Consider the following 19,299-nt stretch of genomic DNA (forward strand, 5'->3'; position numbering starts at 1 on the left):
CTCCCCACACTCAAAAAGCAAGTTATATCAGGGCTTTGCCATTAACTTAGTGCCATTCCACTCAGAGGCAATAACCTGCGGGTACTCCGTTGGATGACGTAAGAAGAAAATCTTTCTTTTCAGCGATTGTTTGCGTAAGTCCCGGACTTGTGGGTACACCATAGCCCCTTTGTAAGGGGCAATAGGACAGAATTTGGTCTAATCAACTGAAAAATGCGGTCGGTAATGTATCCAAATTTCTAATGAGATTTGCCATTACCTTGAAAATTTAACAACTGATCGTCATTGACCCAAATCGCTTGTTGAGGTACAGAAATAGAAATTCCGGCTTTGTCTAGGGCGACTTTCAGGCGACGGCGGAACTCCCGTGCTACATCCCATTGCTTAAGGGGCTGTGTTTTAAACCATACACGAATAATTAAACCGCGATCGCCAAATTGATCTATTCCCAAAACTTGGGGCGGTTCCAAAATTTGACGCTGCCATTGCATTTCTTGATTCATCTCGAAAGCAACTGTTTCAATTAACTTCAAAGCGTGTTCTGTATCGGCTTGGTAGGCAATGGGAACCGTTAAATCGGCTCGTGACCAACGACTGGAAAGATTGGCAACAATTTTAATTTCACTATTGGGAATCGTGATCAAGCGCCCTTCAGAATCCCGCAGTTGGGTCATCCGCAGATTCAGATTTTCTACTAAGCCTCCTACGTCTCCCACGTTAATCACATCGCCTAAAGCGTACTGGTCTTCTAGGATAATTAGGAAACCATTAATCGCATCTTTAATTAGGTTTTGCGAGGCCAGAGACAATGCAACACCAACCAAACTCGCACCCGCTAGTAAGGGAACGATATCTATCCCCAATGACACCAGCGCTAGCAAAAAGCCTACTCCTACGCAGATACCAGTAGCGATGCTTTTAGTCACGCCAGAAAATGTGGAAACTCGCAGTTGCAGCCGTTCTGAACTTTCTGGAGTCAGTAAAGCACCACTGCTAATTAGAGTGGTGGTGAAGCGGTCAATAAGAGCGTAGATGAGACGGATTGCTACATAAGTTCCCAAGAACACGACACCTAATCGCAAAGGAAATTGGGCAGCTGTGAGAATCCCTAACTGAAATGGTCGTGTGTAGGGAAATAGACCCAAGATAAAGAAACTTCCACTACCCCAAATTCCAGCTTGAGTTAGCTGAAACAATCGTCTTTTGACTTCTTGGATATGCCGATGTTGCTGTTGATTTAGTTGTGTTGTAATTGGTTGAGCTGCTGCTGGTGAAATTGGGGAGTTTAGGGGCCATCTAAGAGGTTGGGAGGCAATGGGTTGTACTGAATTTTTTTTGGAACGGCGCTGCCAACTATATATCCCCCAACTCATGATAATCATTGCCAGTCCTGTGCCAGCAGCAATTTTACCTTGGTTGATTAAAAATTGAGTTTGTCTTTCTTGCTTTGCTTGTTGCAAGTCTTGTTGTAACGATTCGGCGACTTGATTTGCCGATGTCAACATATCTACCTGTCGTAGTCCAGCATCCTCAGAAGTGATCGTCATCAGGTATTGATCGTTGACATAAATTACTGGTAAGTCGTTTACCTTGCGAACTTGTACCTTGACTGCTGTTTTTGCTGGTGATTGAATGTAATTTTGGCTAATTGTCTCCAACTTCTTTTGGATATCTTCTGAACGCTCAGGAAAGTTGGCTTTTGATGCTGCGATCTGAAATAACCGCCGACCATCTAAATAAATCCAGCCTGTGACAAGCCGATCGTTTGAATCACTACTGACACTGCTGGGAGCTTGTAATTGAGGTAAAAATGGAATCTGGGCTGTGGCTTTTGCTATAGGTACAACGGCTATGGCCATTGAACTGGCGATGCCTACGGCGGGCAAAGCCAACGCCAAAAATTGAAAACGCACTCAAACACCTCCTTGAAAACAATTGACTATTGACTACTTCTATAACCATCCTCCGCAATTACTTTGAGTAAATGTACCCATCTAAAGTTGAGGTTTTCTCTTTAGATGATGAAAGTTCGATGTTGTTTTATTTGCCCTCTATCTTTAGATAGATGACAATGTACTTAGAATCAGCAAGCAAAGCTTAGAAGAGTCTTACTCTTACCAAAGATAAAACAAAAAGAAAGAACCTGGCGATGAAGTTGACATTAGGGTAATCAAACGTCAAGCTAGTTTTCAGGACTATTGACTAGTGATTTGCTTTCTTTCAAGCAAAAATCGCAAGTTGTACAATAACCTAGTAGAGTGCGTAAAATTTACGTAACTTTTTTAATTTTTTGAGGTAACTTTTGATGACCGCAACTTCTCCCCGATTAAAGCACGAGGTTAAAGACCTCGGCCTAGCTGCCTTGGGAAGACAGCGCATTGAATGGGCTGGACGCGAAATGCCAGTTTTGAAGCAAATCCGCGATCGCTTTGCTATTGAGAAACCCTTCGCTGGTTTACGCCTTGTAGCTTGCGCCCACATTACAACAGAAACAGCACATTTGGCGATCGCTCTGAAAGCCGGTGGTGCAGATGCGCTTTTAATTGCTAGTAACCCCTTATCAACCCAAGATGACGTAGCAGCTAGCCTCGTCCTCGATCACGAAATTCCCGTCTTTGCTCAAAAAGGCGAAGATAACGAAACTTATAACCGCCACGTCCAAATAGCTTTAGATCATCGCCCCAACATTATTGTTGATGACGGTAGCGATGTGGTTGCAACTCTGGTACAACAACGCCAACATCAAATCGCTGATTTGATTGGTAGCACCGAAGAAACCACCACCGGTATCGTGCGGTTACGCGCCATGTTTAGAGAAGGCGTTCTCACCTTCCCCGCAGTCAACGTCAACGACGCTGACACCAAGCACTTCTTTGATAATCGCTATGGTACTGGGCAATCAACCCTAGATGGCATTATCCGCGCCACAAATATTTTGTTGGCTGGTAAAAACATTGTCGTCGTTGGTTATGGCTGGTGTGGTAAAGGTACAGCCCTCCGCGCCCGTGGCATGGGTGCTAACGTCATCGTCACCGAAATCGACCCCATCAAGGCAATTGAAGCCGTAATGGATGGCTTCCGCGTCCTGCCAATGGCTAAAGCTGCACCTGAAGGTGATATATTTATCACTGTGACTGGTAACAAGCACGTCGTTCGCGGTGAACACTTCGATGTCATGAAAGACGGTGCGATCGTTTGTAACTCCGGTCACTTTGACTTGGAACTTGATTTGAAATACTTGGCTGCACAAGCTAAGGAAATCAAAGAAGTTCGTCCTTTCACCGAAGAATACAAGTTGAAAAATGGTAAATCAGTTGTCGTTCTCGGACAAGGACGCTTGATTAACCTCGCTGCGGCTGAAGGACACCCCAGCGCAGTTATGGATATGAGTTTTGCCAACCAAGCTTTGGCTTGTGAATTCCTGGTGAAGAATAAAGGTAAGTTAGCCCCTGGTTTACACTCAATTCCTGTTGAAGTCGATCAAGAAATTGCTCGTTTGAAGTTGCAAGCTATTGGTATCACGATTGATAGTTTGACAGCTGATCAAATTGAGTACATCAACTCTTGGACAAGTGGAACTTGATACATTGATTAGTTGATTTTTTGGGGATAGGCTTTTGGGCTTATCCCTTTTTTTGTATTTATTTCGGCGTTATGAATGTATTTAACGAACCGATGAGACGCAGAGAGCGCAAAGGAAGAGGAGAATAAGCTAGTAATAAGCTAACGCGCATCTAAATTTGATAATTTAGCGCCTGAAACCGTTTGCTGCCTTAGATTGTATTGTAAAACTAGATGAGGAACAGCTCATTTAGATGGTAAGCTTATATACCTGATCTGTTATAGCTAATTACTTGCTTTATTTATCTCTCTTGCATCATTCTCAAAAAGAGAAATTATTGTTTCTGGATAACGTTCTAGCAAATTGCGAAATTTGTCCTCAAATTTATTAAGATATAGGTCAAGATACTTAAATAATTTAGCTAATCCATTTCGATTGGCAAAAAATATATAATCTTCTATTAAATCATTTTCATCCAGGTCATATCCCTTAGAGAATTTATATAAAGCTATCTCTTTATCCACTAAAGTTTTTAATCTGAAATCAGAGTCTAATTCTGCTTCTAATATTCCTCTACTCTCATCAATGATGACTACAGGTATAAAAGCATCTAAATGTATAATCTCAATTTCAGATAATAAATCATAAACTGAACTTAAATGCAGCCGTTCCATTATTTCCTCAATATTTATCAATTCATTATTATTAATAATTTTGGCATTAATAATTTGCCTTATGTATGAACTTCGTAAAAGTTCTGTCTTCATTTTATTGAAATATCGTTTGCCTACTTCATGATGTAGTGATTTTATACAACTATATACTTGATGACAACTATCATAGATAAATGTATCCCTCAAATGATCACCTTTCATTGAATTAGGGACTTCCAAATTAAAAAACATTCAAAAATCTCATACAACAATCCTCTCTCTTCTCCATCTCTCTGTGCCCTCTGCGCCTCTGTGGTTCGTTTTCTTGGATAATTTATTTCTTGGAAATCCCTTAGCATTCATTACTAATTGAGTGATTTTACTTGTTATTAATAAATTTTGATCAAAAACTTCACTCAAGTTGAATCGATAATCAGATGCTATGAATTTAGGAAAATTTAATATATCACCTTGATTCATCCCCAAATTAAAACATAACAAGTCAATTTGACTCTTAAATTTACAATCAGCAACTACCCATAATTTTATAAATACTTTTGTATTAGTTTCCTCAATTTTGAATGATAATTCTTTATGAGCAACAATATCTATTTGCCTAGATTTACTTGTTACTGTATCAATATAAAAATATTCATAAGCATCATAACCAGAACTTCTAAAATCATTTAAGGCTTTCATTTCAAGAATTGTGCCTTCTTGCTCAAGAGTTTCCGACAATCTATGTATAATTTTATGCCCTTGATTTCGAGTGAAATAATAATCTTTATAACTTTCAGTTCTTAGATGATCTTGCTGCTTTTTTAATTGCTTAATATCATTCTCTAACGAATTAATTTTTAGCTGTGTTTTTTCTTGTATTTCTTTGTATTGGGCAATATTGTTTTGTAATCCTATAAATTTCGCTTCTATCTGTTCTATTGAATCTTCAGCCATTTTTTATTCCCTAAAATAAATTTAATTTATATGAACAAATGTAAAATATAAGTACCATTACATTAATAGTTTTTAGATGTCAATAATAACACTAATCGAATTTAATCCGCATCTAAACAGATAAAATCCGCCTTTGCGAGTTCAAAATTCTTGTCTTTAAGTATATGCAGGTGGAGTTCGTTTGTGTAATCGCGATTTCTAATCGCCAGGAGTTTTTGTAATTTCCCAAATTAATATAGTATATATTGTAGTATAAATTACCCCCTATGCCAGCTAGAGACATTTACCATAATGCCGTTAGAAATGCCCTAGAAAAAGATAGTTGGCAAATCACCAAAGATCCATTTATTCTCAAATGGGGTACAAGAGATTTATATATAGACTTAGGTGCAGAAAAACTCATAGCCGCCGAAAAAAGCGGAGAGAAAATAGCAGTCGAAATTAAAAGCTTTATAGGTGCTTCTCCAGTCACTGACCTAGAAAATGCTTTAGGGCAATATATCTTATATTACGATATTCTCACTCGTTTAGAAGCTGACCGTCGCTTGTATCTGGCTATTCGTCAAGAAACCTACTCAGAACTATTTCAAGAACCAATTGGTAAAATATTATTAGAAAATCAACGCCTTTGTTTACTTGTCTTCGATTCAAAACGAGAGGTGGTACTGCAATGGATACCTTAGATAATTATCGCCAAATCATTCAAAAAATATTAAACGAATACGCCCAACTCCCCTATGCTTACGGAGAGCTAGAAAGACAACTAATTATAGACCAAGCCGCCAACCATTACCTACTACTAACATTAGGCTGGGAAAATAATCAACGGGTGCATGGTTGCTTAGTCCATATTGACCTTATCAACGATAAAATCTGGATTCAAAGAGACGGTACAGAATACGGTATGGCAAATGAACTTGTTAACGCTGGTATTCCTAAAAATAAAATTGTTCTAGCCTTTCAACCAGCCGATATCAGACAATATACTGAATTTGCAGTTACTTAATTAACTCTAAAAGCTGCTGCTAAACCTGGAATAGTAGTTGCTATAACTTAAAACTATCAACTTGATATACTATAAATATTCCTACAGACACATCTCATGTTAAGCGTAACACTTGATGAAATCCAGCAAAATCTAACTAGCTACCTTCAACAAGTAGCAGCAGGGGAAAGTATTATTATCATGCAAGCAGGTAAACCTATTGCAGAAATTAAACCAGTTTCAGCCACCTCTCAACAAATTAGGCCTTATGGCTTATGTGCTGGGGAGTTCATTGTTCCAGATGATTTTGATAGTCCCTTACCTGAAGAGATATTAAATAGTTTTGAGGGTAAATGAAACTATTATTAGATACTCATATATTCTTATGGTTTATTAGTGGCGCTCAAAAATTACCAATTCATTTACAAAATAGCATTCGTGATTTAAACAACGAAGTATATTTAAGTTGCATTTCAGTTTGGGAAGCAACTGTTAAATATCAGCTAGGTAAATTACCATTACCAGAATCACCTGAAATCTACCTTCCTAAACAACGTCAACAGCATTTAATCAGTAGTCTCAACCTAGATGAAGAAAGTGTTGCTCAACTCTTGAATTTACCATTATTACATCGTGATCCTTTTGATAGGATGTTGATTTGTCAAGCTTTACAACATAATTTAACAATTTTAACTGTAGACCCGGCAATTCGTTCCTATTCGGTCAGTGTTTTATATTAGGGTAATAATGCTCAAAATCTGGAAGAGAATAGCCTTTCCATTTTAAAAGTGCATAAATATAGGCTTTTTTCAACATTAAATAATCAGCACTCACTCAGAGCGATGCCTACGCAAAACTAAACTCTGTAGGGGCAATTCATGAATTGCCCCTACTTAAAATCAGGGTTTTGGCTATTGTTTGCGTAAGTCCTGTTCACTTTTCGCTGTCCGGCTGAAGACTCGATAGTATAGCGACGTACTAATTTCCTTTAAGGGAAACAGCAGATAGGTTAGAGGATTTATTGCCACAATAATATTTCGGAAATCTCGCCGTGCGAAAAATAAAATAGCACGAGCAACTTGCTGTGCAGACATCACTCCATAGGGATTCAGTTGACTCTTAAACGGACCAAGAATTAACTTGCGAATTACACAATCCCCATCTAAACGCTTGAGAGTAACAATATCACCTAGCGATCGCTTGCTGAGTTCATAAAGTGGACTCAGCGCTGGAGAAACCTCAGCCTCAGAAGTGTTTACCCAGATTTCCTTAGTTGCTTTTGCTTGTGGCCCTGTTACAGTTGTCGAAAATATATCCATCAACCGCAACGCTGAAAAGGTATTCACCTCATAAGAAGAGTTGATAGCCTCCGATGTGCGGCTGGCGTAGACATTGATTCCGTGGTTGATAATTAAAATATCTACTTTCTCTAAACTATTCCTCAGTTCGGCTTCATTACCCAACTGCCAAGAAACCACCTTCACCCCAACTTGCTCTACTAATTTTTCTGGATTAGTGGTTAATGCCACGACTTTAGCATTGTTCTTTACCAGTTCAGCCGCCAAAGCTTGCCCTAACGCTCCTGATGCTCCGGTTAAAGCGATGGTTTTCCCCTTGAGAGACAGCCCTGTACCCAGAATTTTATCCACTAAGGGAAAGACACCACTGTAGTATGCGTTGACATCATCAAAATGATGCCGCCAATGGTAAGACCGATTCACCCACCAAATGGATGGAATTGTCTCTAAAGGGCCGGGTAGGTGGTTGTAGTCTGTATCAATTTTTCCCTGGAAATATCGTACAGACGCGCCATACAAGAAGGTGGAACCATAAGCTACTCCCAGCCATAACCCCCATTGTTGGACAATTAAGGCAACGGCTACCAACATCACCAGCAGCAGACTCGATTCTAAAATGTCGTGATAGAGTTGCGATTCTTGGTAAATTTTCATGGAAACTATCGATAAATCTCGGCGATAGGCGCTATGGTGCTTGTTGTGCCATTTAGCAAGCCAATTGACTTGGTGACACAAAGCATGGTAGCTGTCTCTCAAGACCTCGGCGAGTAAGAGTGAAAAAAGTGCCCAGCTAGCAAACTGTACGCTGGCATTTAGCCAAACCCAATTAATTTGTAATCTTGCCTCAATTCCCATCAAGTTTTCAGCTAGCATTTTTATCATATTTGTCTATACTCGTTTTTATTAATCATTCTTCATGATCTGACAAAGGTGCGTTAAGGTCGAGTCTAGAGCAAATTAAAATCAAAGGGAATGGGGAATGGGGGATGGGGAATGGGAAATGGGGAATGGGAAATGGGGAATGGGGAAATCAAGGAGAATAACCATGCCCAATTAGAAATTAGTTAAGATATCCCAGTTGACTTTCACATAGCCAGGTTCAATGTGGGTAAAGTGTTGGCTCAATTGCTGATGTGCTTTTGGTAGAGCGTGAAAGGGAATTGATGCATACAAATGATGCTCTGCATGAAATGGCATATTCCACATGAAAAATCGGACAGGCCAAAGGGTTAAGGTTGTGCGCGTATTTGTGAGCAGATTAGCGTCAAGAGTGCAACCTGTATGTTCTGCTAGCAGAATGAAACGGAGAATCGGCTGACCGATAAGCAGGGGTAGCAGCCAATACAGGAAAAACCAAGGTTGACCAAATAGTATTGAGATTGCGATCGCACTTACATAAATACCTAATTGCCATTGAGTAGAGCGAATAACTTCGGCTCGTGCGGCTTCTGGCACAAATGGAAAATCGTCAAATTGACCAATCGCCACCTGAAAATGCCCGCTTAATTTACCCCGCCACCACGGTAAACCACTAATTATCAACAAGTATTTACCCAGATTACTCGGTTTAAGATCGGTTAGTTCGGGATCTTTGTCAGGAACGCGAGTGTAGCGATGATGCCATTTATGATAACGACGAAAGAATGTGCTGTTGTAAAATGAGAGCAAGCCGGAAAACCAAGCTACAGCATCATTTAATCGATTGTTAGCGAAAGCCGTCCTGTGAACGCATTCGTGCATCGGTGCAAACATGGAAGCCAGACTGAAGCCATAGATTACCAGTGCTGGTATAGCCAGTGACCAATTGCCAAAGTTTGTTCCCCACAGATAGCCACTGCAAATCATAACTGTGAGGTGCAAAGCCAGTTGAACTAGCCCTTTGGAGTTGGAGCGATCGTTTAGAACACTTAACTCCTGTACACTGAGAATTTGACAGAGATTTTGCTCTTTATTAGGTTTGTCATCCAATAATTCAGATTGAATAATTGCGTCAGACATAATTTTAAGTAGGTCGGCGTGAATAGTTGCGCGTGGTTGCCTTCTAACTTCTCAATTCTGACTCTTGACTCCTGAATTCTGATCTAATTTTAATAGACGCTGTGAATTTAGCTGACTATACCAGCACGAAAAATTTGTTCTGCGGTTAAATTCAACTCTGGGAAAGTTGGTGATTGGATACGGTCATTACCTCGAAATTTATTAATTAGATACTCACCTTCTTCCAAACAGCAAACCAAGATAGTAGGTTGTTTTGGTTTGCCAATAAATTCCCGACCACCCAATGCGGCATAGTCCACAATCCAGTATTCAGGAACTCCCATTTGTTCATAGTCAGCATATTTTTTGTGGTAATCATCACGCCAATTAGTACTCACTACCTCCACCACTAAAGGAATGGATGCAGCAAGGCTTACAGTAGATATTTTTTTCCATAGAGGTTCATTTCTTAAATTAGGCTGATTTAGGATCAGGACATCTGGTGAATAAGCTGATTCGTTTTCAAGTGGTTTGACGAATACTGTTTTTGGGATGAAATAAGGAAGATTTAAACGACTATATTCTAAAGTGATTTTTGTGGCTAAAAATCCTGTAACCTCTTCATGGTCGCCTGCTGGTTGCGCCATCTCAACAATCACTCCATCATGGAGTTCATAACGTCTTTGTGGGTTGTCTGGATACTGAGCAACAAATTCATCGAATGTAACTAGTTTGCGTAAGGCTTGAGTCATGGTTTTATTCCTCTAAGCAAAACTGATATGAGAGTGAAGGAGGCAGGGGGCAGGGGGAGAAAAAAACTTATTCTAAGCGTATTGCAATTCTAAGACTTGTTCAGCCTTTGAACTCCGTTAACGAGTATTTGAACTGGATGAATCCACCTTTTATCTCCGTCAACGAGTATTTGAACTGGATGAATCCACCTTTTATCTCCGTCAACGAGTATTTGAACTAGATGAATCCACCTTTTATCTCCGTCAACGGGTATTTGAACCGGATGAATCCACCTTTTATCTCCGTCAACGAGTATTTGAACTGGATGAATCCACCTTTTATCTCCGTCAACGAGTATTTGAACTGGATGAATCCACCTTTTATCTCCGTCAACGAGTGTTTGAACTGGATGAATCCACCTTTGATACTCATTAACCTAGCTCTTGTACGGAATATTCTACTTCCTTCAATCTCAAGCGTCACACTACGGCTATTCGATGTTTGGAGGCTGTGAATTTGCGATCGCAATTATGGGAAAGTTAATCAAAGTGAACTAGCAAAAATAAATATGATACATAAAAAACTCCCCTCTAAAATGAAGGGAGTCAAGAGTTAGTGATTAAAAAGAACAAATCAACCAAGCGTTATTTGTTCAGTCGAGAGAGTGTCAAATTGGCTGTTTGCGCCAGCTACGTTTTTTCATCTTGGTTTGCCAAGACTCCATGTAGGTGTAGAAAACGGGTGTTAAATAAAGTGTGAGGAACTGCGAGAATACTAAGCCCCCAACTACTGCTAAACCAAGGGGACGACGTGTATCTGCTCCGGCTCCCAAACCGAGGGCAATTGGTAAAGTTCCCATAAGCGCTGCCATTGTCGTCATCATAATTGGACGAAATCTCACCAAGCAGGCTTCATAGATAGCATCATAAGGGGTTTTGCCGTTATGACGGGCAATGATCGCAAAGTCAACCATCATAATTCCATTTTTCTTCACAATGCCAACTAGCAGAATGATGCCGACGAAGGCGTAAATATTCAAGTCAACTTGAAACAGCAACAGGGTCAGTATTGCCCCAAATCCAGCAGAAGGTAAGCTAGAAAGGATAGTTAGCGGGTGAATGAAGTTCTCGTAGAGAATCCCCAACACGATATAAATCACCAAGATGGCAACTAGCAGTAGCAGTCCTAAACCCTGAATCGAAGATTGGAATGCCTGCGCTGAACCTTGGAAGCCTGTACTAATAGTAGGTGGCAGTGTTTGACGGGCAAGTTCCTCAATTTTCCCAGTGACGTTACCTAGTGACACCCCTGGCTTGAGGTTAAAGGAGAAGGTGACAGAAGCAAGCTGCCCTTTGTGGTTGATAGTTAAGGGGCCTACATCTTTGCTCAAGGTTGCTATGGCGTTGAGAGGCACAAGTTGTCCACTAGGGGCACGAACTGAGAGTAAATCTAGGGCGTTGGCATTTTGCTGATATTTTGGTTCCACGCCCATAATTACTTGGTATTGGCTATCGGGGGCGTAGATGGTAGAAACTTGGCGAGTGCCATAAGCATTACTCAGAGCAGTTTCGATTTGATTGGCGGTCAAACCTAGAGCCGAAGCGTGGTCGCGGTTGATGTCTACTTTTACTTGCGGATTTTTGATTTGCAAATCGCTGTTGACATCTTGTAAATCTGAGAGCGATCGCAATTTTTCTTCTAAAGCTGGAGCGTACTGGTAAAGTTCCTGAATATTGGGAGTTTGCAGAGTAAATTGATACTGAGCTTTTGTCTGTTGTCCACCGACATTGATGGCTGGGGGATTTTGCAAGAAAACCTTAATTCCAGGCACAACTGACAACTTAGGCCGGAGTTCCTGGACAACCTCATCAGCACTGAGACGGCGCTCATGGCGGGGCTTGAGTTCAATTAAAAGCCGTCCCGCGTTGGCGGAAGCATTTGGGCCGCCAGCCCCGACACTGGAGTTGATGGAATCAACATTAGGATCACGATAAGCGATCGCAGCTACAGCTTGTTGATGTTTTACCATCTCATCAAAGGATATATCCTCTGATGCCTGAGTAGTTGCCGTAATTTGTCCAACATCTGCGTTGGGAACAAACCCTTTAGGCACAATTATAAATAGATATACCGTCGCTACAAGAATCGCTCCCGAAATCACCATAGTCGTGCGGTGATACTTGAGTGATTTCTTCAAACTCCAATCGTATCCGCCCAATATCACATTAAAAACGTTTTCCGAAAAGTTGTAGAGACGACGGTTAAAGTTTTTGATTCGGGACTTGAAACTAGGGGGTGGGGACTCGGAGTTAAGAATTTCTCCCTCTCTCCCCTGCTCCTCATCTCCCCTACTCCCCTGCTCCCCTGCTCCACTGCTCCCCTGCTCCTCATCCCCCTCACTCTCCTGCTCATGATGAGGTGGACTCAAGAATCTGGAACATAGCATTGGTGTCAAGCTGAGGGAAATTACGCCAGATACCAAGATTGCAACACTGATGGTAACGGCAAACTCCCGAAACAGTCGCCCCAGAATGCCTTCCATGAAAAGGATCGGGATGAATACTGCTACCAGAGAGATAGTCATAGATAAAATTGTGAAACCAATCTCTCTAGAACCATTAAGGGCTGCTTCCATCCGGTTTTCGCCCATTTCCATGTGGCGGACAATATTCTCTAGCATAACTACGGCATCATCAACCACGAAACCTACTGAAAGGGTCAATGCCATCAGTGATAGGTTATCGAGCGAGAAACCCAGTAGTACCATGACTCCAAAGGTCGCTACTATCGAAAGCGGTACTGCCAAACTGGGAATAACAGTAGCAGAGATATTGCGGAGAAATAGAAAGATTACTAGCACTACCAACGCGATGGTGAGCAATAGCGTGAATTGTACATCATCTACCGACTCCCGAATTGACTGGGAGCGATCGTAGAGAATATCCATGTTCACAGCTGCCGGAATCTGTGTCCGAAAGCTAGGTAGGAGTTTCTTGATTGCATCCACCACTTGAACAGTATTAGTTCCCGGTTGGCGCTGAATTGCCAAAACGATCGCCCGCACACCAGAATTTTGGACTTCGGCTCCGCTCAGTCGAACGATTTTAGATTTTGGATTTTGGATTGAGGACTTGTCCCCTGCTTCCTTACTCTCCTTTTTGACAGGAAAATACCAACTCGCAATCTTGTCATTTTCCACGCTGTCCAGAACTTGACCTAGTTCTCCTAGCTGCACTGGTGCGCCGTTTTGATAAGCCACACTTAGGGAGCGATAGCTAGCGGCATCATTGAGTTGACCGTTTGCTTGAATCGTAGAATTTTGCTGCTTACCGTAAAGTGTCCCCGTAGGCAGATTGACATTTCCATTAGCGATCGCAGTTGCTACTTCATCAATTCCTATGCCTTTGACACTCAGCGCTTCCGGGTCAAGCTGAATTCGTACCGCGTACTTTTGGGAACCAAAGACCTGCACTTGCGCCACTCCATCCACCATTGACAGACGTTGTGCCAGCAATGTTTCAGCGTATTTGTCTACAGTTGAGAGGGGCAGAATAGACGAATTGAGGGAGATGTAAAGGACTGGCTGATCTGCCGGATTTACCTTTCGGTAAGATGGCGGATTAGGCATATTTGTCGGTAACTGCTTTGCTCCCTTAGCGATCGCAGACTGGACATCTTGTGCTGCACCGTCAATATCCCGATTCAGGTCAAATTGCAGCGTCAGTTGTGTAGTACCCAAAGAACTGGTAGAGTTCATCGAACTCAATCCCGCAATGCTAGAAAACTGCTGCTCTAAAGGGGTTGCGACTGAAGCAGCCATCGTTTCTGGGCTAGCTCCGGGCAGATTAGCTGTTACCTGGAGTGTTGGATAATCTACATTGGGTAAGTCGCTAACAGGTAGCTGTTGGTAACTGATTAGCCCAAATATCAAAATGCCAACCATAACCAGAGTCGTCATGATTGGTCGCCGGATAAATAGCTCAGAAATGTTCATTTTAATAATGAGTCATTGGTCATTTGTCATTGGTCATTTGTCATTGTTTTCCATCACCTCTGCCCCTCTGCCTCCCTGCTCCCCTGCTCCCCTGCCCCTCTGCTCCCCTGCTCCTCTGCTCCCCTGCTCCTCTGCCCTCCTGCCCCTCTGCTCCCTGCCCCCCTGCCCCTCTGCCCCCTGCCCCCCTGCTTCCTACCTCCGGTTTCACTTGGACTGTGGCACCAGGCACAAGGTTAAATTGTCCATCAATAACTACTTGCTCACCCGGTTTCAAGCCTTGCTTAATTACCGTTTCGTTCTCAACGGTGTCGCCGACGGTAATTGTCCGCATTTCTGCTGTTTTGTCGGGTTTGATTACATACACAAATTGTCCCTTTTGCCCACTCTGTACTGCCTGGGAAGGAACAGTAATGGCATTTGGTTCTTCGCTTAGTTTGAGGACAACATTAACAAACTGTCCCGGAAACAGGCGATCGTCAGCGTTGGCAAAAGTACCCTTAAGTTGAATTGTGCCTGTTTGGGTATTGACTCCACTATCGACAAAGGTAAGTTCGCCTCGTACTGGCCGCCCTGCGTCTTTAGGAGGTAAAGCATCGACTTCTAACTTGCCGTTATTAGCACTGTATTTTTTGATATCTGGCAGCAATCGCTGGGCAATGGAAAAGTTGACGTAAATCGGGTGAATTTGACTGATTGTAATTAGCGGATCGGTAGCATTCGCCTCTACCAAGTTGCCTTGATTTAGCTTCAGACTACCCGTGCGTCCATCAATTGGTGAGTAGATGGAAGTATAGGAAAGCTGAACTTTAGCATTATCGATCGCAGCTTCATCTGCCATTACCACCGCCTGAGCATTTTGTACATCTGCTTGGGCTGCTGCGATCGCAGCCTGAGCATTTGCTACTCCCTCTTGATCTGCTTGCACCGTTGCCTGTTGAGCAGCAGCAGTAGTCTGATACTGTTCGGACTGTTCTTTACTGATTGCCCCTTGCTTGAGCAAACTAGCATAACGTTGAGCCTGCACATTTGCATTTGTTGCCTGGGACTTATCCTTGACGACATTCGCTTTTGCCTGGTTCACTTGAGCGATCGCTTTTAGCACATTAGCCTGTGCCTGTTTCACCTGAGCCAAATCTTTAGCCTTGGCAGCATTAGCTTGCATCAGCGCAGCTTGTAGAGGGCGAGAATCAATTTTAAATAACAAGTCTCCTTTCTTAACGTTCTGTCCTTGCTGAAAATAGACTCCAGTAAGTTGCCCACCAACTTGAGATTTGACAGATACCGTAGAATATGCTTCAACTGTCCCCGTAGCCGATAACTGTATTGGAATCGTTTTTTGAGTCGCAGTGGCAACCACCACTGGCACGGCTCGCTTTTTTCCTGCTTCTTTTCCACTTGATTGGGCTTCGGAAGCATTACAGGCAGCACACAAGTAAGTTAGACCTAATATAAGTAGTGAAAATCGTCCTCTTTGAATAGCGTTATAAAAGCTAGGAATAGTTTGAGCAGCCAAGGACGAAGGCTTTATCGTCTGAATAGAAACTAAACGGCGCATATTAACAATTTGGGGAAAGGGGAAGCACATACACGAACTAGCTTGTCGTTAGACATCGCATTTTTTGCAAAATGGTTGGTTGCGATTAATTCTAATTAGATAAGCAGAATGTTAGTCAAGCTAAACATTAGTGTACTAATAATTGCTGTTTTAGCCTACCCCTTTTGGAAAGAAATTGTTGTTAAACTTGTGTGACTTTTGTATGACTTTATTTGTATCAGAACTTACGCAAAATATTTCTCAAATTCCCATTCCTTTGCACCTCTGCGATAGCCTGCGGCAAGGGGCTGACGCTCCTTCTCTGCGAGACGCTGCGCGAACGTCGCTACCGCTTCGCTAATGCGTCTAAGTTATTCCGTAACTTGTGCGTAACTAAACAACAACTTTATTTTACGAAGGCGTAGTTTACCGCCGCAGGCATCGCAATTTGTCGTTCAGCCAAAATAAATATTTGGACTTAGACATTTAAGCGATAGCCCTCAACTGACATTCAAGCAGCACAAAAAATCGGGGCAGGTGATAAACCCGCCCCGACATTTGATGATATATTGCGCCCAACGGCTTTTGCTACAGGCTTTAAACTATCAACTAAACGCACCATATCTTCTAAAGAGAGTGCTTGACGGGCATCAGAAACAGATTTTTCTGGTTCTGGGTGACATTCAATAATTAATCCATCAGCACCGCAAGCGATCGCAGCCCTAGCCACAGGTGCTACCAGTTCCCGTTTACCGACAGCATGGGAAGGATCTACAATCACAGGCAGGTGAGTTATTTGCTTAAGTGCTGCTACTGCCGCTAAATCTAGGACGTTACGGGTGTAATCATCGAAGCTGCGGATACCGCGTTCGCACAACACCACATCAGGATTTCCGTGGCTGAGAATATATTCAGCAGCCATGACGAATTCTTCAATTGTCGCTGCTAAACCACGTTTGAGGAGTATTGGTTTACCAGCTTGTCCCAAAGCTTTGAGCAAGTCGAAGTTTTGCATATTGCGGCTACCAACTTGAAGCATATCAGCGTGGGCGGCAACTACTTCAATTTGGGAAATTGACATCACCTCAGTGACAACTGGCATATTGTAATGCGATCGCACCCTTGCCAAAATCCTCAATCCTTCCTCACCCATACCCTGGAAAGCGTAGGGAGATGTGCGGGGCTTGTAGACACCACCACGCAACCCCTGTATTGATGTAGTAGATAGCTTTTGGGCAACAATTTCCATTTGTTCTAAGCTTTCAACGGTACAGGGCCCGCCGATAATTACCAGTTCTTCGCCTCCGAAAGCGACTTTTTCTGAGATTTTAACGATTGTCTGGTGATTCGGATGAGATTGTGCGGCAAGTTTAGCATTAATCATGGTTTCATTCTCCTGAAAAGTTATGGATTGAGTATTAGGTATTAAGGTAAGGTTGTTTTCCAGTCCCCAGTGATAACAAAAAAGCCCGGAACCTATGAAAAGTTCCGGGCGCGTTCTGATTCATCGACATGACGCTACTTACCCGGAATTTAATCTGGGCCAAAAGTAAAAGCCATAAAACCAGCTACTTAAATAAGTCATGACGATGAAATTCTCCTTAAAACAACAAAAACCGCAGAGTTTGCTCTGCGGTTCACCGGGCGGTTTCCATTAGGAAACTACATTCACTCCCGGTGAACCACCTTAGACCAAAAATAAAAGTAGGAACTTGTTTTAAGCATTTGCGGGGCTTTTGCTGGAAAACTTAATAAATATACCTATTTAAGGTAACATTAACAGGAAGAATAGGCAGTGTCAAGACCCCAATAAACCACAAAAAAGCGATAGACTCAGTACAACCGTAGGAGTAAAGACTCGCATTCTAGGGAAATAACCTGCCTTAAGCCACTTTGACATCTATATCAATTGCCCCTAAGACAGATGTAGTTTTTCAAATAATCTATATTTGGTCTTTCCTGTGAATGCGTAACTCCTAAAAACATATAAATAAACCAGTTTGCTTTTTAAATGGGGTACAAAATACAGAACTTAAAACCAGATACAAAGAGTTACTATCTCCTGTCCCTTGTCCCCTTTTCCCCTTTTCCCCTTGTCCCCTTGTCCCCCTGCTCCCCTGCCCCCTGCCCTCAAACCCGTACCTTCGTACTTCATGCAAAAGAAAACATCAGTAATTCTCCTGACTTGTCATTTCACCTTGCGAAAGCTGATTGCAGACAATTGACGATCGCCATACATTATTCTGACCCAAGTCCTCATTGACCAGATTAACTTTTTAGGATCATCAGTTTCATTATGCCCAGTTCCAAAATCTTAGCCCAATCTTTCGACTATTATGGAGTTTACCCCTGCCCAGTCTGTCGAATAGGTAAGATTTCTCACATGCCATTGATGGAAGCTATGGCTTGTGACTTTTGTCAAGAGATTTTTACAGTCAACTTAGAAATCCAGCAAATCAAGATGCCTTCTAGACAACCACCATTAACTTGGCGTTGGAATGGGTTTAGTTGGACAGAAGGCCAGTTAGAAGGTGTGGAGTTAGGTTGGGGTTATGGACTAGCAGCAGCAGTTTTTGTAATTCTTCCCACTACTTTAATTGGCATAGTAGCTTACTATTTTCCTGCTGACCTCAAGGAACCCATTACTTGGACACCATATATTTGGACAGTATTGACCTTTGTATCACATTTATCAATTATTGTTTGGATTGTTATTGAAATTTATCAAATTCCAGTTGCAGCATATTTGAGAGCGATCGCTCGATGGAGAAATCGGGAGATGGAGAGATGAGGAAGCAGCGAAGTGGCAAAAGATGCAGCGAATACATGGCTCCATCACTCATAATTAAGTTGATTGTCCACCAAAATATCGTATGAGCGATCTGGAGCGGTACTATAGAATTTTGGAATTAGAGCCTGGAGCAACACTTGAAGAAGTGAACCAGGCTTACAAAGATTTAGTCTTTGTTTGGCATCCCGATCGCATTCCCAAAGAAAATCTCCGTTTACAGCAGAAAGCACAAGACAAGCTGAAAGCCATAAATGAAGCTCGTGAAAAATTGCGCTCTCTAAAAACCAAACATCAAACTATATCTAATTCACCTTCACCTTCACCTTCACCGTCATATCAACAGCAAACACCATTTCAAAAAACCCAGCCACCACCGAAGCAAAACTCAGACTTGAGTGGCAAAGACTACAGTCGGGCAAATTTGAGCAACAAAGACTTATCAGGCAGAAATCTAAGTTATGCAAACTTGAGTGGTGCTAATCTCAGCGACACTTTTATGCACAAAGTCAACCTTAGAGGGGCGAATTTATCTGAAGCAAATTTATTTCGGGCAAACCTCCTTTTAGCGGATCTCAGGGAGGCGAATTTACGTGGTGCTAATTTAATTGGTGCGGATCTCAGTGGAACCGACTTACGAGGAGCCGACTTAACAGGAGCGCGGATTCGTTCTGGTGAGCGCCTTTTGGTTAAATTAATTGGCGCTAACTTAGCTGGGGCAATCATGCCTGATGGGGAAATTTACCAATAACCGATGTTGCACTACGACACAGAGTCAGGTAGCACAGGTGTGCTACCCAATTTTTTTGAGTATAAAAGACC

Annotated in this window: 17 protein-coding genes; 8 read left to right on the top strand and 9 right to left on the bottom strand. The window is 42.1% G+C overall.

The window, feature by feature from the left end:
* Positions 1-239: 239 nt before the first annotated feature.
* Complete coding sequence (locus tag GJB62_RS27650) at positions 240-1,859, bottom strand: mechanosensitive ion channel family protein (protein ID WP_114082356.1); 1,620 nt, start codon at positions 1,857-1,859, stop codon at positions 240-242.
* A 446-nt stretch (positions 1,860-2,305) separates the two neighbouring features.
* Between GJB62_RS27650 and ahcY the strand changes: the two genes are divergently transcribed.
* The gene (gene ahcY / locus GJB62_RS27655) at positions 2,306-3,583 is read left to right on the top strand and encodes an adenosylhomocysteinase (protein ID WP_114082297.1); all 1,278 of its coding nucleotides are present in this window, start codon (positions 2,306-2,308) and stop codon (positions 3,581-3,583) included.
* A gap of 263 nt (positions 3,584-3,846) precedes the next feature.
* Here ahcY and GJB62_RS27660 read toward each other — a convergent pair whose 3' ends face one another.
* Both GJB62_RS27660 and GJB62_RS27665 read right to left on the bottom strand, forming a co-directional pair.
* Entirely contained in the window at positions 3,847-4,437 is a 591-nt protein-coding gene (locus GJB62_RS27660) for a hypothetical protein (protein ID WP_147262510.1), read from the bottom strand.
* Positions 4,438-4,476: 39 nt separating this feature from the next.
* Entirely contained in the window at positions 4,477-5,169 is a 693-nt protein-coding gene (locus GJB62_RS27665; protein WP_114082295.1) for a hypothetical protein, read from the bottom strand.
* Between the two features lie 266 nt (positions 5,170-5,435).
* Between GJB62_RS27665 and GJB62_RS27670 the strand changes: the two genes are divergently transcribed.
* From GJB62_RS27670 to GJB62_RS27685, 4 genes are all read left to right on the top strand, one after another.
* Positions 5,436-5,852, top strand: a complete 417-nt coding sequence (locus GJB62_RS27670) for an element excision factor XisH family protein (protein ID WP_114082294.1) — start codon at positions 5,436-5,438, stop codon at positions 5,850-5,852.
* Entirely contained in the window at positions 5,840-6,175 is a 336-nt protein-coding gene (locus tag GJB62_RS27675) for a XisI protein (protein WP_114082293.1), read from the top strand. Before GJB62_RS27670 ends, GJB62_RS27675 begins: the two co-directional genes overlap by 13 nt.
* A gap of 96 nt (positions 6,176-6,271) precedes the next feature.
* Positions 6,272-6,511, top strand: a complete 240-nt coding sequence (locus GJB62_RS27680; RefSeq protein ID WP_114082292.1) for a type II toxin-antitoxin system prevent-host-death family antitoxin — start codon at positions 6,272-6,274, stop codon at positions 6,509-6,511.
* Positions 6,508-6,894 carry a type II toxin-antitoxin system VapC family toxin gene (locus tag GJB62_RS27685; RefSeq protein WP_114082291.1) on the top strand — a complete coding sequence of 129 codons (387 nt, stop codon included), beginning with the start codon at positions 6,508-6,510 and terminating at the stop codon, positions 6,892-6,894. The genes GJB62_RS27680 and GJB62_RS27685 overlap by 4 nt, the downstream gene beginning before the upstream one ends.
* 171 nt (positions 6,895-7,065) lie before the next feature.
* Here GJB62_RS27685 and GJB62_RS27690 read toward each other — a convergent pair whose 3' ends face one another.
* The 3 genes from GJB62_RS27690 to GJB62_RS27700 form a co-directional block, all read right to left on the bottom strand.
* Positions 7,066-8,334 (bottom strand): bifunctional sterol desaturase/short chain dehydrogenase, encoded by a 1,269-nt coding sequence (locus GJB62_RS27690; RefSeq protein ID WP_114082290.1) that lies wholly within the window; start codon positions 8,332-8,334, stop codon positions 7,066-7,068.
* Between the two features lie 171 nt (positions 8,335-8,505).
* Positions 8,506-9,450: a fatty acid desaturase family protein gene (locus GJB62_RS27695; RefSeq protein WP_181852847.1), complete on the bottom strand. Its 945-nt coding sequence runs from the start codon at positions 9,448-9,450 to the stop codon at positions 8,506-8,508.
* 107 nt (positions 9,451-9,557) lie between these two features.
* Positions 9,558-10,181, bottom strand: a complete 624-nt coding sequence (locus tag GJB62_RS27700) for a Uma2 family endonuclease (RefSeq protein WP_114082288.1) — start codon at positions 10,179-10,181, stop codon at positions 9,558-9,560.
* Between the two features lie 221 nt (positions 10,182-10,402).
* On the opposite strand from GJB62_RS27700, the gene GJB62_RS27705 reads away from it, so the two are divergent.
* Positions 10,403-10,675 carry a hypothetical protein gene (locus GJB62_RS27705; protein WP_147262509.1) on the top strand — a complete coding sequence of 91 codons (273 nt, stop codon included), beginning with the start codon at positions 10,403-10,405 and terminating at the stop codon, positions 10,673-10,675.
* Between the two features lie 153 nt (positions 10,676-10,828).
* On the opposite strand, the gene GJB62_RS27710 is transcribed toward GJB62_RS27705, so the two are convergent.
* The 3 genes from GJB62_RS27710 to aroF all read right to left on the bottom strand — a co-directional run bounded on the left by GJB62_RS27710 (position 10,829) and on the right by aroF (position 17,073).
* Positions 10,829-14,155 (bottom strand): efflux RND transporter permease subunit, encoded by a 3,327-nt coding sequence (locus GJB62_RS27710; RefSeq protein ID WP_114082286.1) that lies wholly within the window; start codon positions 14,153-14,155, stop codon positions 10,829-10,831.
* 40 nt (positions 14,156-14,195) lie between these two features.
* A complete protein-coding gene (locus tag GJB62_RS27715; protein WP_245246025.1) occupies positions 14,196-15,710 on the bottom strand; it encodes an efflux RND transporter periplasmic adaptor subunit in 1,515 nt (504 codons plus the stop codon).
* Between the two features lie 490 nt (positions 15,711-16,200).
* Positions 16,201-17,073 (bottom strand): 3-deoxy-7-phosphoheptulonate synthase, encoded by an 873-nt coding sequence (aroF, locus tag GJB62_RS27725; RefSeq protein ID WP_114082285.1) that lies wholly within the window; start codon positions 17,071-17,073, stop codon positions 16,201-16,203.
* Positions 17,074-17,985: 912 nt separating this feature from the next.
* Between aroF and GJB62_RS27730 the strand changes: the two genes are divergently transcribed.
* Both GJB62_RS27730 and GJB62_RS27735 read left to right on the top strand, forming a co-directional pair.
* Complete coding sequence (locus GJB62_RS27730) at positions 17,986-18,480, top strand: hypothetical protein (RefSeq protein ID WP_114082284.1); 495 nt, start codon at positions 17,986-17,988, stop codon at positions 18,478-18,480.
* 82 nt (positions 18,481-18,562) lie between these two features.
* Positions 18,563-19,228 (top strand): pentapeptide repeat-containing protein, encoded by a 666-nt coding sequence (locus GJB62_RS27735; protein WP_114082283.1) that lies wholly within the window; start codon positions 18,563-18,565, stop codon positions 19,226-19,228.
* Positions 19,229-19,299: the final 71 nt, after the last annotated feature.

It is taken from the genome of Nostoc sp. ATCC 53789 (genome assembly GCF_009873495.1).
In the GTDB taxonomy this organism is placed as follows: Bacteria; Cyanobacteriota; Cyanobacteriia; order Cyanobacteriales; family Nostocaceae; genus Nostoc; species Nostoc muscorum_A.

Excerpts from the sequence above, each read along its gene's own strand:
- GJB62_RS27650 (WP_114082356.1), bottom strand. The coding sequence starts at position 1,859 with ATGGCCATAGCCGTTGTACCTATAGCAAAAGCCACAGCCCAGATTCCA.
- ahcY (WP_114082297.1), top strand. The coding sequence starts at position 2,306 with ATGACCGCAACTTCTCCCCGATTAAAGCACGAGGTTAAAGACCTCGGC.
- GJB62_RS27660 (WP_147262510.1), bottom strand. The coding sequence starts at position 4,437 with ATGAAAGGTGATCATTTGAGGGATACATTTATCTATGATAGTTGTCAT.
- GJB62_RS27665 (WP_114082295.1), bottom strand. The coding sequence starts at position 5,169 with ATGGCTGAAGATTCAATAGAACAGATAGAAGCGAAATTTATAGGATTA.
- GJB62_RS27670 (WP_114082294.1), top strand. The coding sequence starts at position 5,436 with ATGCCAGCTAGAGACATTTACCATAATGCCGTTAGAAATGCCCTAGAA.
- GJB62_RS27675 (WP_114082293.1), top strand. The coding sequence starts at position 5,840 with ATGGATACCTTAGATAATTATCGCCAAATCATTCAAAAAATATTAAAC.
- GJB62_RS27680 (WP_114082292.1), top strand. The coding sequence starts at position 6,272 with ATGTTAAGCGTAACACTTGATGAAATCCAGCAAAATCTAACTAGCTAC.
- GJB62_RS27685 (WP_114082291.1), top strand. The coding sequence starts at position 6,508 with ATGAAACTATTATTAGATACTCATATATTCTTATGGTTTATTAGTGGC.
- GJB62_RS27690 (WP_114082290.1), bottom strand. The coding sequence starts at position 8,334 with ATGATAAAAATGCTAGCTGAAAACTTGATGGGAATTGAGGCAAGATTA.
- GJB62_RS27695 (WP_181852847.1), bottom strand. The coding sequence starts at position 9,450 with ATGTCTGACGCAATTATTCAATCTGAATTATTGGATGACAAACCTAAT.
- GJB62_RS27700 (WP_114082288.1), bottom strand. The coding sequence starts at position 10,181 with ATGACTCAAGCCTTACGCAAACTAGTTACATTCGATGAATTTGTTGCT.
- GJB62_RS27705 (WP_147262509.1), top strand. The coding sequence starts at position 10,403 with ATGAATCCACCTTTTATCTCCGTCAACGGGTATTTGAACCGGATGAAT.
- GJB62_RS27710 (WP_114082286.1), bottom strand. The coding sequence starts at position 14,155 with ATGAACATTTCTGAGCTATTTATCCGGCGACCAATCATGACGACTCTG.
- GJB62_RS27715 (WP_245246025.1), bottom strand. The coding sequence starts at position 15,710 with ATGCGCCGTTTAGTTTCTATTCAGACGATAAAGCCTTCGTCCTTGGCT.
- aroF (WP_114082285.1), bottom strand. The coding sequence starts at position 17,073 with ATGATTAATGCTAAACTTGCCGCACAATCTCATCCGAATCACCAGACA.
- GJB62_RS27730 (WP_114082284.1), top strand. The coding sequence starts at position 17,986 with ATGCCCAGTTCCAAAATCTTAGCCCAATCTTTCGACTATTATGGAGTT.
- GJB62_RS27735 (WP_114082283.1), top strand. The coding sequence starts at position 18,563 with ATGAGCGATCTGGAGCGGTACTATAGAATTTTGGAATTAGAGCCTGGA.